This is a genomic window from Deltaproteobacteria bacterium (assembly GCA_019308925.1).
In the GTDB taxonomy this organism is placed as follows: domain Bacteria; phylum Desulfobacterota; class B13-G15; order B13-G15; family RBG-16-54-18; genus JAFDHG01.
Genome location: JAFDHG010000024.1, coordinates 12649 through 28401 on the forward strand (window position 1 = coordinate 12649; position 15753 = coordinate 28401).

Below are 15753 nucleotides of genomic sequence, written 5' to 3' on the forward strand. Positions count from 1 at the left end.
CCTAAAATATGTCTAACTTCTTTATTTCCATAGCACGTCTGGCTTCCCGGTTTAAGGCATCAGCAATATACGTAGGGTTATCTGCAATTTTTTGAAGATCATTTGAATCGAGAAGAATGACATTTAAGTTTGTCGTACTCATTACCTGTTGGGCATATTTCCTTGCTTCACCTCCAATGCTACCAGTTGAAACAACCATTACGACATTAGACTTTAGTTGAAATGTGAGCCCAACCTCTTTGGCGACATCGTCAAGAGAGACAACTTTAGTATTCTTGCATTGTATTTGCCATCGAGAAAAGATCAGGCGTGCTCCTTCAAATATCAAATCAACTTCTGCGCCACCTGTAACTTGGCCACGAAGACGAGTCGCCACATATTTCAGATCAATCAATCTCATAAGGTAAAACGCAAGGGCTTCCAATGCCAATCCTTTGATATGTCTATCAGCCGACAACAGCTCTTTCAATATTTCAGTCAGAGGCTTCCTCAGCATAGGGCGAAGATCAGGATGTGCTTGGTTTTGGAGACATTCAATAATGGGAGCAATTAGCTCGGATTTCATCTTATCAGTAAGCATTACTTGAAAAGGCTTGGCACCTCGACCAATCTTTTTAGTTCCTCTTTCAAGAGAGATATAGCCTGCTTTTTCGAGAGTATAAAGAACGGTTTTCGGTAGATTCTTCTCATCGAATTTCACCCCATATGTTGTACTCGCCAGTTTCTCTACTTCGTTTGACCAGTAAGGTCCAGCTTCTCCCATATTTGCAATGGTTTTCAGAAAGGCCTTTTGCTCAATAGTGAGCATAGAGAGTTCGTCTATCGTATCTCCGGATACACCGATAATTTCTTCGAGACGGTTAGTATCTATTTGCCAATCAGGGGAGGTGACTATCCCCGCCTTTTCAAGCCACAGACGCATTATGCTTGGGTGTTTCCCTCCCCGAGGAAAGTAAATACCTCTTTCTTGAAGCCATTGGCGTAGTTTTCTCAAGTTTACTCTAAATATTTATATTTATATCCTTAATTTCCTTTCCGAGCTATCGTTCGGGATAACCGGCAGGAAAAAGCGCTAGCTTTTCCTGTCCGAGTTAATCCCGTTGTTATATGGCCTTATCCATTTCTGAATAAACGCTATTATCAAAGTTTAGAAAGTACACCGTGTTCATGGATTATTATTGGGCCATGTGAATTTACTTTTTGATTTTTTGGTACATACATTACAAGGTTCATTATAACAGAGGATTTCTCCATAATCAGGGTGATCTAAGCACCAAGTGTTTCTCTCTTTTATTCTCTACATTTTGGACTAAAACAATCTACGATTTCATATATGTTTTTGTTATTTCTATTGCTGCGCTGCAATTCCTGCCAGTTTGAATAATTACAATCTGTAGTTTCCCATATGGACTTGCTAATAAACCAATCCTGGTTTATTTTTACTAATTCGAAGTAATGTATTCCTTTTTCTCTATAATTAGAATCTGGAGATGTAGAGACAATTTCATATGGTACCATCATACATGCTTGATTTCCTTGAATATATATATTTCTTGGTTTTAAATATTTATACTTTAGCATCGCTTTTTCTATTCGTGGTGCAATTTTTGCGATATGAGTTTCAAGTTCATCTTTGGTAAACATGCGCAAACTCCATCTCGCATCATAATCAGATGTCCATACTTTTGCATCAGACGCATAAGCCCTAAGGACCCCTTTAGGGTCATATGAATTTAGGGCATTCTCGAGATTAAGAAGTAATTGAATTATCCCCTTTTCATCCGAGCCTTTCGCAGGGTAATCCTTTAGAGTCGGTGTGGTGACACATGCAAACGCCAAGATCATAAACATAAGCAATACTGATAATCTCTTCATAACTTACCTCTTTTCCTTTATTATTTAGGGTTTAAGTATAGCTTGTCACATGTTACACTATATAAAAAGTGCACTACCTACAATATCTACTCATATTACGCATTTCCTTTCAATTAAGCCAAAACCCATACAATATATAATTGGATCAAGATCGTTACTTACATAGAAAAAAGTTCCCTATTAACCTTCTCCTCCATCTCCCTAATCCACTCTTCAGGATAAGGAGAGGTCCCCTTCAGGTTTTCGTCCAGGGGGTCTTGGGGGTTGAAGTTTTGGAGTTTCAGGGGGGAGGACCCGCGGAGTTGGCGGGCTAATTCAAGCAGATCCTCCCCCCTGTGGAGGGCTGGGACCACGGTGATCCTGAACTGATATCCGATCTTACCTTTCTTCAGGAAGGAGATGCTCTCTTTTATCTTTTCCAGGTTTATGGGTACACCCGCTGCCCTGGTGTAACTTACCTCATCTAGGGGGGCCTTGACGTCCATGGCTACAAAATCTACCAACCCCTCTTCCACGAGGGAGCGTAGCACATGGGGTCGGCTCCCGTTGGTATCGAGCTTGACGAGGAGTCCTAAGCGCTTGATCTCCTCTATAAGGGAGGGGAGGTGGGGGTGGATAGTGGGTTCTCCTCCGGTGATGCACACACCATCTACCCACCCCTCCAAATCGGCAAAGCGGCCCAGGATATGCCCTAGGGGGATATCCTCATAACCTTCCGGGTTCAGCACCAACGAGTGGTTGTGGCAGAAGGGGCAACGGAAGTTGCACCCAGGCAAAAAGAGCACGGAGACCACCTTCCCGGACCAGTCCACAAAGGAGGTCTCCAGGAAGCCCTTGACCTTGATGTCCTCCCAGGGCATCCCCCGAGGCAGATGCGCTATTTCGTTCTTAGTCAGCTCCATTGGGCTCTGATCACCCTCTGGATCTCCTGCAGGGTGGGGACTGATCCCCGCCAACCCGCCAGGACCCTTTCATCCTCGTCTTCGACGACGATGGTGGGGGTGGATAACACACTGTAGAAGGCGGCCTCGGCTAGACCATCGGGGGTCTCCAGGTCATAGTAGAGGACCGGGAGCCCCTCCTGTTGAAGAAAGCCGCCGATTTCCTTGGCTGCAGGGCACCTGGGGCACTCGCCCTTGGTGAAGATCTTGATATGTCCCATCTTTCTACCTCCCTATTCCAAAGTGAATTCCACCTCCACATCTTCCGGCTTCTTTTCCATAAAGCCCTGGTTGCGATATCTGTCCCTCAACTCCCCCAGCTTTCCCTTGTTCCAGCTGGAGATCTTGGTGAAGTAGCCGGTGATGCGGGTGATGCCATCGACATCCTCTGAGCCACAGTAAGGGCAGAGATCCTTCAGACCCCGGGAGGTGCGCGAACAATCGTTGCAGGTGGTGAACTCCGGGGAGAAGGCGATCTGGTCATTCTGGGTGTACGTAAAGGTCTTGGTAACGAAGTTGGCCAAGGACTCAGGCGAAGGTCTTGCCTCCCCCAGCCAGATATGGCTAAGGGAGCCAGCCTCAATGAGGGGGTGAAAAAGGCCCTCCTGCCTCACCCGGTCTATGGGGTTGATTACGGCGTCATTGCTAAGATAGGTGGAGTTGGTATAGTAGACCTCACCCCGGGCGATGTCCCCCTTTACGATGTGACCTGCCTGGGGGGAGTGAAATCTTAAGTCCAACTTGGCGAATCTGTAGGCGGTGCTCTCTGCGGGGGTCTGCTCTAGCACGAACCTCATCCCGTGCCTCTTGCTCATCTCATCGGCCAGGAGCTTCATGTGGGCGATTACCTTTAGGCTGAACTTAAAGGCCTCCCTGGATTCGTGCATCTCTTGGCCGGTGTGGATCTTCACCATCTCGTTGAGCCCCACCATACCGATGAGGTAGGTGGCCCTTTGCATCCTGAGGTAAGACTCCCCATCCTGGTTCATGGCCAACAAGGCCAGAGGCCCTTTCTCCCCAAGGGAGAGTAACCTTTCCACAAAGGCCTTCTTCTCCAGGTGGGCCTTGACGGCTATCTCCATGAAGCGGGAGATGTTCTCAAAAAGGCTAGGGTCATCCCCCTGGGATATATAGCCAATGCGGGGCAGATTCAGGGTCACATTCTGCAGGGCGGTGTAGCGCATCTTCCATGGCCGCTTGGCGTCCTCTAGGTCTGAGGCCTCCAGCTTAAAGCTCAACCTGCAGCACTCCGAGATCTTGGCCGTTTCCCCCCGATCTAAGACAAAGTAGGTATTCCCCTTCTCTGAGGCGATCTCACATATATGGTGCAGGAATTTTTCGTGGCCAGGGGCCATGAAGAAGTCCTCTGTGATGTGGACCAAGGGCTTGGGAAAGAAGAAGGGTCGCTCTGCCCCATCTCCTTCATTATAGACCTCGAAGAGGGCCCAAACGAATCGCTGTGCCTCCTTTTTATACTCCTTGTAGGTCTTGTTGGTGAACTCCCCTTTGGGGCCGATGGCCGGAACGTCCCGGAAGTGCTTGGGGATCTCCCAGTAGAGGTTGAGGTCGGTGAAGATGGCCTGCCCCCCTCGGGCCACGGCCTGCTGAGAGAACTCAAAGATGAGCATCTGGGCCAGTTGTTTTACCTCTGCGTTTCCCATCCCCTCCAGGTAGGGGGCGAAGAAGAGGTTGACTGCATCCCACCCAATGGCCCCGGCGAAGTGACTCTGTAGGGCTGCGGCAAACTTCACCATGTGGGCCAACAGCACCTCTGGGTGCTTGGCGGGCTTGGCCATGGAGATGGAGTTGGGCAGGTTGAGCCCGAACTTCTTGATATACTCCAGGGATTGGCCACTGCAATAGGGGCGATCGATGAACCCCAGGTCGTGCAGGTGGATGTCCCCCCGCATGTGGGCATCGGCCACCTCTTGGGAGAAGATATGCAGGAGTGCGTACTCCTTTTTGATGGTCTCAGCCAAGGTCAGATTGGTGGCCTCCGGCCCGTGGGGGACGTTGGCGTTTTCTTTGTTGGGGTGCATGATCAATTGATCTACATCGTACAGCGGCATCCCGAGCCTGGTGTGTTGTTTGCGGGCCTCCTCCAAGCCTCGCTCGATAAGCTTGGCGTCCACCAGTTCCCGGATGAGGGGGGCAGTAACCATATTGATATTGCTGCTCCTGATGATCTCCTCTACTTCCCGACTGATGGTCTCGGCTGTGTCGGGGTCGATGTAGGTCTCCTTCATCAGGGCATCCACGATCCTCTGACGGTTCCACCCCTCCATGCTATCTTCGGAGGTGCGCACGAACAGAGCCATGTCGGTGGTGTCCCCGGTGAAGACCTCCCTCTGTTTCTCCCTCAGCTCAGCCACAGAAATCATAATGATATCGTCTCCTTCCAGGATATATTGTATTTATTAAAATAAATACCACAATATATAGTATTTGTCAAGTAAAATTTTGCCCTGGAGGAAAATTTTTTTTGACCAATGATGTTCGAATGTTATTATGGTTCAGACTCAGCCTTGTAAGTCAAGTAGCCCTTTTTAAAAGATTGCAGGGAAGTTTCGGCGGCAACATCAAAGAGGCAGGAGGAAACCTTCCTCCCTCGATTCCCCCAGGCGGGTGACGATGATGGCGGGCACATCCTGAAGGGGGCATTTATATTCGCATATGCCGCAACCGATGCAGAGATTTAGATCCACAACGGGGCGCTTTATTTTTTAGCACCCTTTTTGGTCATCACTTTCGCCACCTCAAACTTTATGGCCTTGTCTGGGGTGGGACAGTGCTCTTCGCACACGATGCACTCGACCCCCCGGGGGTAGGGGATACACCGGCTCTTATCAACATAGGCAAGGCCGATCTTGGCACGTCCTTTTTCCTCCTAGGTGAGCTCTCTGATAGCTCCGGTGGGGCATACCTGACCGCAGAGGGTACAGTAGTACTGACAGTAGCCGATTCGGAAGTTGAACCGTCTTAAATTTTTTAGAATTTAACAGTTTTCTGGGTAGGAGTCAAGGAGGGCGGGGAAATTGACAATCACTCCCCATTTACCTTATTATAAGGTTATGCTGGGGATCATCGTTGGGGGAAACTTCTCCCCTGAGGGGATGGAGGTGATGGAAAGGAAGGGGATGGAGACCCCCTTCGGGGAGCCATCCGATAATTTCACCATCGGTCATCTGAAGGGGACAGAGGTAACACTCCTCCCACGCCACGGCCCCCAGAGGATCCCGCCTCATCGCATCAACCACCGTGCCAACATCTATGCCCTCAAAAGGTTGGGGGTCTCCGAGGTGATAGGGATCAACTCGGTGGGAAGTCTAAGGGAGGAGATCCCGCCAGGGTGGGTTGTGATCCCCCACGACTACCTCAGCCCCTGGAGTGTCGTGACCTTTTATGAACACCAGGCCATGCACATCACCCCTGCTCTGGACGAGAGATTGAGGGAACTCATCATCCGCGCCGCCACCAAGGCAGGGATAAACTTCGTGAAAGAAGGGGTCTATATCCAGACCATCGGCCCCCGTCTGGAGACCAAGGCGGAGATTGTCATGCTGTGCAACTTCGGCGATGTGGTAGGGATGACCATGCCCCATGAGGCTACCCTCTGCCAAGAAGTGGGATTGGCCTACGCCAGCATCTGTTCGGTGGACAACTACTGCCATGGCATTGGCGAAAGACCCCTAACTGAGGAGGAGATCTCTCAAAGGGCAAGGGAGAACGCCGCCAAGATAAATAATATCTTGCTACGGATGATGGAGGAGATGGGATGAGCATCTTGATCAAAGGGGTGGGCCTGAACGGGGAGAAAAAGGATATCTACATCGAGGGGAACAGGATCAGGGAGATCGGGGATCACCTGGAGAAACAGGCCGAGGAGGTTATCCCCGCGAAAAAAAAGGTCGCCATCCCCTCCTTCATCAACGGGCATACCCACGCTGCCATGACGCTGCTGCGAGGATATGCCGACGATATGCCGCTGAAGGAGTGGTTGGAGACGAAGATCTGGGTCATCGAGGCCCATATGACGGAGGAGGATGTCTATTGGGGGGCCAAGCTGGCCTGTCTGGAGATGATCAAGACGGGGACCACCTTCTTCAACGACATGTACTGGCATTGGCGGGGGACCGCTAGGGCCGTGCAGGAGATGGGGATAAGGGCCGCGGTGAGCGCCGTGTTCATAGATCTTTTCGATGAGGCAAAGACAAAGGAACAGATAGAGTTGAATGAGCAGCTCTTTGCCGCCAGTGGAGATTTTGGCCCCCGGGTGATCTTCACCTTGGGTCCCCACGCCGTCTACACGGTCTCGGAGGAGGCGTTGCGATGGTGTGCCGAGTTCGCCAGGGAAAAGGGGCTTCTGGTCCACATTCACCTCTCCGAGACCGAAGAGGAGGTCCGGGGGTGTCTGCGGGATCATGGGGTGCGTCCCATCCAGTATTTGGAACGTTTGGGGTTCCTGGGCCCCCATGTGATCGCCTGCCACTGCGTATGGTTGGACGAGGAGGAGATGGACATCCTACAGGCCCACGGGGTGCGGATGGTGCACAACCCCATCTCCAATATGAAAATTACGGTAGGAGGGGTCTTCCCCTACCCCCAGTTGAGGCAGAGGGGGATGATCATCTCCTTTGGGACCGATGGGTGTGCCTCCAACAACAACCTCGATATGCTGGAGACCGCCAAGTTCGCCTCCCTCTTACAGAAGTTCCACACAGGGGACCCGGTGGTGATGCCGGCCCAGGAGGCCCTGGAGATGATTACCTCCCAGGGGGCCAGGGCCTTCGGCCTGGAGTGCGGTGCTATAGAGGAAGGTAAGTGGGCCGATATCGCCTTGGTAGATCTGAATCATCCCCAACTCACCCCCCATTTCCACCTGGACTCCGATCTCATCTATGCAGCCAACGGCTCTTGTATCGACACCCTGATCTGCGATGGGAGGGTCCTGATGCGGGAGCGCCAGGTGGAAGGAGAAGAGGAGATCTTGGCGAAGGCCCGAGAGGTGGCCTTTGACTTGACCAGGCGCGCTTCTTGATGAAGTTTATCACAGATAGGACGTTAGGAAAACTGACCAAATGGCTCCGCATCTTGGGCTTTGACACTGTATGTTGGCGTTCTGATGATGCGGGTGGATTATTGCGCCGAGCCCAAGGAGAGGGCAGGGTCCTCATTACCAAGGATACCAAGGTATACAAGAGAAGGGGGGCATTAGAGGCCCTGCTGATCTGGGAGGACAACCCCTTCCTTCAGCTCCAGTTAGTGGTCCGCTATTTCCATCTACCCATCAAGGAGGAGAGTCTCTTCTCTCGCTGTCTGGCCTGTAATACCCCCTTGGAGGACGTGGCCCCCGAGGAGGTGAAAGAGGAGGTTCCAGACTATATCTTCCACACCCATCAGGAATTCTCCCGATGTCCCTCTTGTCAGAAGGTCTACTGGGCGGGGACCCACTACGAGCATATGACCGAGGTGGTGGAGAGGTTAAGGGGGGGGGAGCCTTGAGGGTCATCGGGGGGGAGCTCAGGGGCAGAAAGTTACTCGCCCCCAGGGGTGGGAGGATCAGACCCACCTCTGACCGGGTTCGGGAGGCGATCTTCGACATCCTGGGCCTGGAATGGGTTTATCATAAGGTTCTTGATCTCTTCGCTGGCACCGGCGCCCTGGGAATTGAAGCCCTCAGCCGAGGGGCTCAGGAGGCTACATTCGTGGAGCAAGGCAAAGAGGCCCTCAAAACCCTGCAGGGAAATCTTGAGGACCTAAGGCTGACATCCAGGGCACGGGTGCTGCCCCGTGCGGCCAAAAAGGGCATAAAGATCTTGTCTGAAGGGAGGGAAGTATTTGACCTCATTTTTGTGGATCCCCCTTATGGAAAGGACATGGTGGGAAAGACCCTGCAGGAGATCGCCCAAAGGGGGATACTCTCCCCCCGTGGAGTCATCGTGGCCGAGCACTCACCACACGAGTCAATCCCTCTGCCCATCGGCATGGGACTCTTTAAACAGAAAAGATACGGGGATACCGCTATTTCTTTTTTTCAGTGGGTTTCTTCCTCGCCTTGAGGAGTCGCACATATCCCCTGAAGAATAGGTGCTGCGCAAAGTCCTCGAAGCCCATGTGGGAAAGAACAGCATACCAATCACGGGCTATGAAGTCAGCGGCGTATGAGCACTCGAGGTGCCTGAAGGGGATTCGGAAGTAGAATGGTGCCTCCTGCAAGGAGAATTCGTTGTAATCGAGAAGGAAAAGCTCCCCTTTTGGTTTGAGGGTTCGGTGTGCGTTGGCCACGATAACCTCCCTGACCTCCTGAGGGAAACCATGGAGGACAAATGAGATGAAGACCTTGTCAAACTCCTCTTTGAAGGTGAGAGATTCGTCAATCCTCATCTCCAGCACCCGGGCATTTAGAAAGGGATCACACCTGGTGCGGAACTGAGCAGTCATCTCCGCGCTGATCTCCAGGCCGATCAGCTCCCCTTGCGGGGAGAGGTATTCCAACATCAAACAGGCATTTCGCCCTGTGCCGCAACCGAAATCTATAATCTTATCCGCTGGCTTTATCTTCATCAAGGAGATCACCTCCCTGATGAATGGGGGATACCTCCAGAGGGTGATGATATTCATCAGGAGGTCGTAGTATCTCGCCTCCCACCCCCGCACCTCGACCCTGGATCCCGGATAGCGACTGGACACATCTTCCTCCTTCCACCAGCTGTCATCTACGTTAGTGAAATCCCCCGGCGATGTCAATCATCTTGACATCCTTCCTCCGACTCCTTATTTTTGAAGAGTCAATCCGTTGCGGAGGTGGAGATGGTCAAGGCGAAGCTGTGGTTCACGTGTGCGGCCATGCATGACCCTGTCACCCCCACCCTCGCACGCCCTGCCCTTATCGGCTGGGATGCCAAGTACCGGGAGGTGAAACTGCAGATCGAGAGGGGCTTCAGCGGCGAGGAGTTGGTGCGCAGGATGAAGGGGTGGGTGACGAGCGATCCCCAAGAGGTCATTGAGGTGATAAAGGGGTATGGCAGGTTGAGGGTATTGGACGAGCAGGACCTAGTGGTGGAGGTGGAGACCATGGAGGACTATGAGAGGTTAAAAGAAGCCTTGCGGGACAAATTCGGCAGGGAAATAGAGCTGGAGCTCATCTCCAAGAAGGGATAAAAAATGGTGGCGGTGCAGGGATTTGAACCCCGGACACTGCGGATATGAGCCGCATGCTCTAACCAACTGAGCTACACCGCCACTGTTACTATTTTAGAAAATCGGATAAGCGTTGTCAACCTCGTCCCTCAGGCCCAATCTCCTCCCTCATCTTCCTGATGGTATCCTTCCGGTCAGGGGTGTTGAAGATCCCCGAGCCTGCCACAAAGATGTCGGCCCCTCTGCGTGCGATCTCCCCGATATTGTCCACCTTCACCCCCCCATCCACCTCGATCTCCACCCCCAGCCTCTGTTCGGCGATGGTCCTTTTTAACTTCTCTATCTTGGGGAGTGTCGAGGGGATAAGTTCCTGCCCTCCGAAGCCCGGGTTTACCGTCATGATCATAACCACATTCAGATCAGGCAAGATGTAATCGAGGCTGGTGAGGGGGGTAGCGGGGTTGAGGGCCACCCCCGCCCTGATCCCCTTTTGTTTGATACATTGCACCGTTCGGTGGAGATGGGTGCAGGCCTCCACCTGGACGGTTAGGATATCGGCTCCTGCATCGATAAAGGGGTCGAGGTAGAGATCGGGGTTTTCTATCATGAGATGTACATCCAGGGGTATACTCACCACCCCTTTCAGGGCCTTTACTACTACGGGACCGATGGTGATGTTGGGGACAAAATGACCGTCCATCACATCGACGTGGATCCAGTCGGCCCCTGCCTCTGTCACCTCTTGGACCTCCTGGGCCAGGTGGGCCAGATCGGCCGAGAGGATGGAGGGGGCTATCCGCTTCATCCCTCAGACCCTACGGCGGGCTGGGCGGCCTTCCTGGTCCTCTTCTTCAACCGGTTGATCTGGCGCTTGTAGATGGTGGCCATCCTCTTATCGCCCTTTTGCAAGGCCTCCGCCCTCTTGGCCTTGATGGATGTAATCTTCTCCTTCAGCTCCTTGATGTTCCATACCCTCTTTTTTGCCTTTTTCTTGGCCACCCTCTTGGGCTGCTTCTCACGGAGCCCCTTTGCCTTTCTGATGAAAGCCAGGAGCTCATCCTTTTTCATCCCACTGACCCCCTGGGCCCCCAGCTCCTTGGCCACCTCTCGGAGCTCCTTTACCGTCATCTTGTCCACGGGTTTCCCTTTCTCCGCCATATCCGCTCCCCTTTTCTATTGTTACAGGATTGAGATTCATTCCATACCAGAGATCAGGGGAAAAATCAAGGCCTAGGGGTTTTTGGTTGACTTTTCAGGTCCTCTAAATTAAAAGGTTTTGAAGGGGGTTGCAAGGACCTTGGCGGATTTGAGAGCGGAAAAGCTATTCAGTATCCTTTTCGGCATACTCCTTGGAGTGCTTCTTTTTGTATTGCCCGCGGGGGCGGGCGTCCTGAGGATGATAGGCCCTGAGGATGTGGGTGGTGCGTGGGCGGAGGTCATAAAGAGATTCCACGAGAGGTACCCGGATATCCAGGTCAAATACATCTCTGGCCCCTGGTCGACCGATGAGAGGCAGAACATGTACATTCGGTCCTTCCTCAGCGGCGACCCTATTGAGCTCGTCTATATGGATGTTATCTGGACCGCCAAGTTTGCAGAAAGGGGCTGGCTCATGCCCCTTGATGGGTGGTTTACCCCCGAGATGCAGACGGAGTTCCTCCCAGGAGCCGTCGAGGCAGGACGCTGCAAGGGCCACAGCTACAGGGTCCCTGTGAGGGGCGATGTGGGCATGCTCTACTACCGAAAGGACCTCGTCCCTGAGCCACCAAAGACATGGAAAGAATTTGAACGGATCTGTGAGAGGCGTTCCTGCCTACCTGAAATGTACTGCATCGTCTTTCAAGGCATGCAGTATGAGGGCCTGGTGTGTGACTTCCTCGAGTACCTCTGGGGGGCAGGTGGGGAGGTCATAGACCCTGAGGGGAATGTGGTCCTTGACTGTCCTGAAGCCCTGGAGGCTCTGAGATTTATGAGGAAGTTGATCCGTCAAGGGTGGGTACCGAGGGCGGTGCTGACCTTTCAAGAGCAGCACTCGCTGTCTGCCTTTTCCCAGGGCAAGGCCCTCTTTATGAGGAACTGGCCCTATGCCTGGACGATCCTGAACAAAGAGGATGCTCCTCTGAGGGGGAAGGTTGGTATTGTCCCCTTTATCCACAAAGAGGGGTATGAGTCAGCAGGGACCCTCGGCGGGTGGGGGCTGGGCATAGCCCAAGGGGTGAAGGACCCGGAGAAGGTCTGGCGATTTATAGCGTTCGCTACATCTGCCGAGGCCCAGAAGATCCTGCACTTCAAAAGGGGTGCTGTCCCCTCGCGCAAGGCCCTCTTTAAAGACCCTGAAATCCTGAAGGTAAGCCCCCACTACAGGGATCTTTACGAGATCGTTATGAGGGCCAGGCCGAGGCCGGTGCACCCCGATTACCCGAGGATCAGCGATACCCTCCAGAAGCATGTCAGTGCTGTGCTTGCGGGGATAGAGTCCCCTGAAGAGGCCCTGAAGATCATGGCCCGCTCCATCGAGGGAATTGTAAGGGGCGAGAAGGAGGGCTTTTTTGCGCGCCTGGGTGTTGACTATGACCTCAAAAGGACGCTGCTCAACACCATTGTCTTTACCTCTGTGTCCGTCCCTTTGGAGTTCATCCTGGGGCTTTTGATCGCACTGCTGGTCAATGCCCACTTCAGGGGAAGGTCTTTTATCAGGCTTGCTGTGCTTATACCGTGGGCGCTGCCCACTGCGGTGATGGCCATGTCGTGGCAGTGGATGTTCAATAACCCCTTTGGCGTGATCAATGACCTCCTCGTCAGGATCGGTCTCCTATCAGCGCCCCTGGATTGGCTTTCAAGCCCTAATGGGGCGATGTCGGCCGCTGTCTTTGCAGATGTCTGGAAGACCACCCCTTTTGTGGTGATCATTCTGCTGGCGGGTCTTCAGTCCATCCCTCAAGAGCTTGCAGAGAGTATCTCCATCGACGGGGCAGGGGCGCTGAGGGAGTTCCTCCACCTCACCTTCCCTTTGCTGCTGCCCTTCGTCAGGGTGGCCTTGATATTCAGGGTCATTCACGCCGCAGGGATCTTTGACCTCATCTGGGTCCTTACCAAGGGGGGGCCTGCTGACAGTACGAGGACACTGGGCATCTATATCTACGATGTGGCCTTCCGGTACGATGAGGTAGGCTATGCAATCTTTCTCACCGTGCTCTTTCTGCTGGCCCTCATCGGTGTCAGCTTTCTCATTGTGCGCCTCACCAGCCTGGGGTACGAGAGGGTGCGATGAAGCGGTTGCTGTTGCTGATTGGGTTCTTAATAGCGGTCTACTGTCTTGCTCCCTTCCTGTGGACCGTGATAACCGCCCTCAAGCCTTCTGAGGAGGTCTTCTCCCTGCCGGTGCGGTATCTGCCGAGCAGCCTCTCCCTGGAGAACTTTATCGATGTCTTCTACAAGAGACCCTTTGCTCGATACGTCATCAACAGTGTGGTCGTCGCCACCGGGGGGACAATCCTCGCTCTCGCCATTGGCTCCATTGTGGCCTTCAGGCTCAGATATATGCCGACCCATAGGGCCCTTTCTCTCCAGAGGTGGATTCTAGTGGGTGCCATCGTCCCGCCTACCTTGCTGGTGATACCGGTCTTTGTCGTCATCAAGGCCCTGGGTCTCATCAATAACCCCCTGGGGCTTATCATCAGTTATTGCTTTCTGAACCTTCCCTTTGGCATCTGGATGCTCTATGCCGCCTTCAGCAGGATCCCCAGGGAGCTGGATGAAGCCGCCATGATCGATGGCCTCTCGTGGGTGGGGATACTCGTGAGGATCATCCTGCCGCTTGCCAAACCTGCCCTTGCCGTGGCTGCGGCCCTGATATTTATCTTCTGCTGGAACGAGTTTCTCATCGCTCTGACCCTGATGCCTGACCAGAGTCGCTATACCGTACCGGTCGGCATCTCCATGCTGAGCGGCGCCTCCCTCTATGAGATCCCCTGGGGGCAGATCAACGCCGCCGTGACCATCACCACGGTACCAGTGATCCTCATCGTGGTGCTGCTTCAGAGATGGATCGTGGAGGGCCTCACCACAGGGGCAGTAAAGGGGTAAGAAAATGGCACAGGTAATCTTTGAGAACGTGACCAAGACCTTTATGGGGGGCAGGGTCATCGCCCTGAAGGAGGTGAGCCTCGAGGTGCCCCACAGGAGGTTTATCACTGTGCTCGGTCCCTCAGGGTGCGGAAAGAGTACGCTACTCAGGGTCGTGGCAGGCATGGAGCAGCCTGACAGCGGCCAGATACGGATAGGTGAGCGGGTGGTAAACGCAATCCCGCCGGGCAAGCGGAACGTCGCCATGGTCTTTCAGAACTACGCCCTGTACCCGCACATGCGTGTCTATGACAACATCGCCATTGGTTTGAAGCTGCACAAGTACCCCGCAGGGGAGATTCAGGGAAAGGTAAGCGAGGTCTCAGGGATGCTTGGCATCAGAGACCTGCTTAAGCGCTACCCGCGGCAGCTCTCTGGCGGGCAGCAGCAGCGCGTTGCCCTGGCGAGAGCACTCGTGCGAGAGCCTGAGGTCTTTCTGCTGGATGAGCCCCTGAGCAACCTCGATGCGCAGATTCGCGAGCAGACGCGAGCCGAGCTGAAAAGGCTCTTCAGGGACCTGGGGGCCACGGTCCTCTATGTCACCCATGACCAGGCAGAGGCCATGAGCATGTCTGATATTGTGGTGGTGATAGAGAAGGGGGAGATCCGTCAGATCGGCGATCCCGAGACGATCTATAATGACCCCCAGCACCAGTTTGTGGCGGAGTTTGTGGGGATGCAGAGGATCAACATCCTTGAGGGCAATCTAAGAGACGGCGATTTCATCAGCGCAGACGAGACCGTTGTGATACCCCTCGGCACCTCCCACAAAGGAGCAATATCCCTGGGGATCAGACCTGAATCCATTCACATCGGGGCAGGCGCGGGAATAGACCTTACGGCTGTGGTAACCTACATAGAACCCCTCGGGCCGAGCGAGAAGGTCTTTGTCAAGATCGGTGAGAACGAGCTGCGGGTTGTTGTGGAGGCGGATTCAAAAGTGGAGATCGGCGATACCCTCACCATCACCTTCTCACCAAAGGATGTTTTCTTATTTGATGCCCGAACCGGGGGGCGGATGTATATTGAATGACGATCTTTTTTTTGGTGAAAGGTTGCAAATTAGCTATAAAGAGCGATACAATATCATTATTGACGACACCCGTTTTTGCTATCCGCGAAGATCCTTGCTATATGTTTAGGGAGGATGAAATGAGAGGATCATCGATAAAAAAGAAATTGTTGAGAAACTCGATTTATTAGCTATCAACGAACAAAGGAGGGTTCTTGATTTCACTCGTGCTCTAGCAGAGGGCAAAACAGGAGGTATTGCAGGACGCGATCTGCTTCGATTTGCTGGCACTATCGAAAAGAGCGACTTAGCAGTTATGGAACGCGCCATTGAGGATGGATGTGAAAGGGTCGATGTGAATGAATGGTAGATTTCTTCTGGACACGAATATAGTCATAGCCTTGTTTGCGGAGGATACTTCGGTGCAAAAAGGTTTGACGGAGGCTGAGCAGGTCTTTGTACCAAGTATTGTTTTAGGCGAGCTCTATTATGGAGCGCAGAAGTCCTTGCGGACAGAAGAAAACATTGCTCGGGAGGGAAGTTAGGAGGGAAGTTAGGGTCAGGTCTTGAAATATCACTTTTTATGCTCTATCTCCTTGATTACCTTGCTAACCGTAGTATAGTGAATCCCAAGGTAATCTGCAATCTCTTTCAATGAAT

Annotated in this window: 18 protein-coding genes and 1 tRNA gene; 9 read left to right on the forward strand and 10 right to left on the reverse strand. The window is 52.9% G+C overall.

Annotated elements, in window-relative coordinates:
* Position 1: 1 nt before the first annotated feature.
* From JRI46_05365 to JRI46_05390, 6 genes are all read right to left on the reverse strand, one after another.
* Positions 2–922 carry a restriction endonuclease gene (locus tag JRI46_05365; GenBank protein MBW2039014.1) on the reverse strand — a complete coding sequence of 307 codons (921 nt, stop codon included), beginning with the start codon at positions 920–922 and terminating at the stop codon, positions 2–4.
* 368 nt (positions 923–1290) lie between these two features.
* Positions 1291–1875, reverse strand: a complete 585-nt coding sequence (locus JRI46_05370) for a hypothetical protein (GenBank protein MBW2039015.1) — start codon at positions 1873–1875, stop codon at positions 1291–1293.
* 158 nt (positions 1876–2033) lie between these two features.
* The gene (locus JRI46_05375; GenBank protein ID MBW2039016.1) at positions 2034–2777 is read right to left on the reverse strand and encodes an anaerobic ribonucleoside-triphosphate reductase activating protein; all 744 of its coding nucleotides are present in this window, start codon (positions 2775–2777) and stop codon (positions 2034–2036) included.
* A complete protein-coding gene (locus JRI46_05380) occupies positions 2768–3037 on the reverse strand; it encodes a thioredoxin family protein (protein ID MBW2039017.1) in 270 nt (89 codons plus the stop codon). The genes JRI46_05375 and JRI46_05380 overlap by 10 nt, the downstream gene beginning before the upstream one ends.
* Before the next feature lie 12 nt (positions 3038–3049).
* The gene (gene nrdD / locus JRI46_05385) at positions 3050–5197 is read right to left on the reverse strand and encodes an anaerobic ribonucleoside-triphosphate reductase (GenBank protein MBW2039018.1); all 2148 of its coding nucleotides are present in this window, start codon (positions 5195–5197) and stop codon (positions 3050–3052) included.
* A gap of 198 nt (positions 5198–5395) precedes the next feature.
* Positions 5396–5521 carry a 4Fe-4S binding protein gene (locus tag JRI46_05390; protein ID MBW2039019.1) on the reverse strand — a complete coding sequence of 42 codons (126 nt, stop codon included), beginning with the start codon at positions 5519–5521 and terminating at the stop codon, positions 5396–5398.
* A 330-nt stretch (positions 5522–5851) separates the two neighbouring features.
* Between JRI46_05390 and JRI46_05395 the strand changes: the two genes are divergently transcribed.
* The 4 genes from JRI46_05395 to rsmD are packed head-to-tail and all read left to right on the forward strand — an operon-like array spanning position 5852 to position 8875.
* The gene (locus tag JRI46_05395) at positions 5852–6595 is read left to right on the forward strand and encodes an MTAP family purine nucleoside phosphorylase (protein ID MBW2039020.1); all 744 of its coding nucleotides are present in this window, start codon (positions 5852–5854) and stop codon (positions 6593–6595) included.
* Positions 6592–7854: an amidohydrolase gene (locus tag JRI46_05400; protein MBW2039021.1), complete on the forward strand. Its 1263-nt coding sequence runs from the start codon at positions 6592–6594 to the stop codon at positions 7852–7854. The genes JRI46_05395 and JRI46_05400 overlap by 4 nt, the downstream gene beginning before the upstream one ends.
* Positions 7854–8318 carry a Mut7-C RNAse domain-containing protein gene (locus tag JRI46_05405; protein MBW2039022.1) on the forward strand — a complete coding sequence of 155 codons (465 nt, stop codon included), beginning with the start codon at positions 7854–7856 and terminating at the stop codon, positions 8316–8318. The genes JRI46_05400 and JRI46_05405 overlap by 1 nt, the downstream gene beginning before the upstream one ends.
* The gene (gene rsmD, locus JRI46_05410) at positions 8315–8875 is read left to right on the forward strand and encodes a 16S rRNA (guanine(966)-N(2))-methyltransferase RsmD (GenBank protein MBW2039023.1); all 561 of its coding nucleotides are present in this window, start codon (positions 8315–8317) and stop codon (positions 8873–8875) included. Before JRI46_05405 ends, rsmD begins: the two co-directional genes overlap by 4 nt.
* Here rsmD and JRI46_05415 read toward each other — a convergent pair.
* Positions 8838–9506 (reverse strand): class I SAM-dependent methyltransferase, encoded by a 669-nt coding sequence (locus tag JRI46_05415; GenBank protein MBW2039024.1) that lies wholly within the window; start codon positions 9504–9506, stop codon positions 8838–8840. The two genes, rsmD and JRI46_05415, sit on opposite strands and share 38 nt — an antisense overlap.
* Positions 9507–9626: 120 nt before the next feature.
* Here JRI46_05415 and JRI46_05420 point away from each other — a divergent pair, with 120 nt between their 5' ends.
* Complete coding sequence (locus JRI46_05420; protein MBW2039025.1) at positions 9627–9977, forward strand: hypothetical protein; 351 nt, start codon at positions 9627–9629, stop codon at positions 9975–9977.
* A 4-nt stretch (positions 9978–9981) separates the two neighbouring features.
* Here the strand turns inward: JRI46_05420 and JRI46_05425 are convergent.
* From JRI46_05425 to JRI46_05435, 3 genes are all read right to left on the reverse strand, one after another.
* A tRNA-Met gene (locus tag JRI46_05425) sits at positions 9982–10058 on the reverse strand.
* A gap of 34 nt (positions 10059–10092) precedes the next feature.
* Complete coding sequence (locus tag JRI46_05430; protein MBW2039026.1) at positions 10093–10761, reverse strand: ribulose-phosphate 3-epimerase; 669 nt, start codon at positions 10759–10761, stop codon at positions 10093–10095.
* Entirely contained in the window at positions 10758–11114 is a 357-nt protein-coding gene (locus JRI46_05435; protein MBW2039027.1) for a Rho termination factor N-terminal domain-containing protein, read from the reverse strand. The genes JRI46_05430 and JRI46_05435 overlap by 4 nt, the downstream gene beginning before the upstream one ends.
* A gap of 139 nt (positions 11115–11253) precedes the next feature.
* Between JRI46_05435 and JRI46_05440 the strand changes: the two genes are divergently transcribed.
* The 4 genes from JRI46_05440 to JRI46_05455 all read left to right on the forward strand — a co-directional run bounded on the left by JRI46_05440 (position 11254) and on the right by JRI46_05455 (position 15638).
* Positions 11254–13227 carry an extracellular solute-binding protein gene (locus JRI46_05440; protein MBW2039028.1) on the forward strand — a complete coding sequence of 658 codons (1974 nt, stop codon included), beginning with the start codon at positions 11254–11256 and terminating at the stop codon, positions 13225–13227.
* Positions 13224–14042, forward strand: a complete 819-nt coding sequence (locus JRI46_05445; protein ID MBW2039029.1) for a carbohydrate ABC transporter permease — start codon at positions 13224–13226, stop codon at positions 14040–14042. Before JRI46_05440 ends, JRI46_05445 begins: the two co-directional genes overlap by 4 nt.
* 4 nt (positions 14043–14046) lie before the next feature.
* Positions 14047–15114: an ABC transporter ATP-binding protein gene (locus JRI46_05450; GenBank protein ID MBW2039030.1), complete on the forward strand. Its 1068-nt coding sequence runs from the start codon at positions 14047–14049 to the stop codon at positions 15112–15114.
* Positions 15115–15452: 338 nt separating this feature from the next.
* Positions 15453–15638 (forward strand): PIN domain-containing protein, encoded by a 186-nt coding sequence (locus JRI46_05455; GenBank protein ID MBW2039031.1) that lies wholly within the window; start codon positions 15453–15455, stop codon positions 15636–15638.
* Positions 15639–15753: the final 115 nt, after the last annotated feature.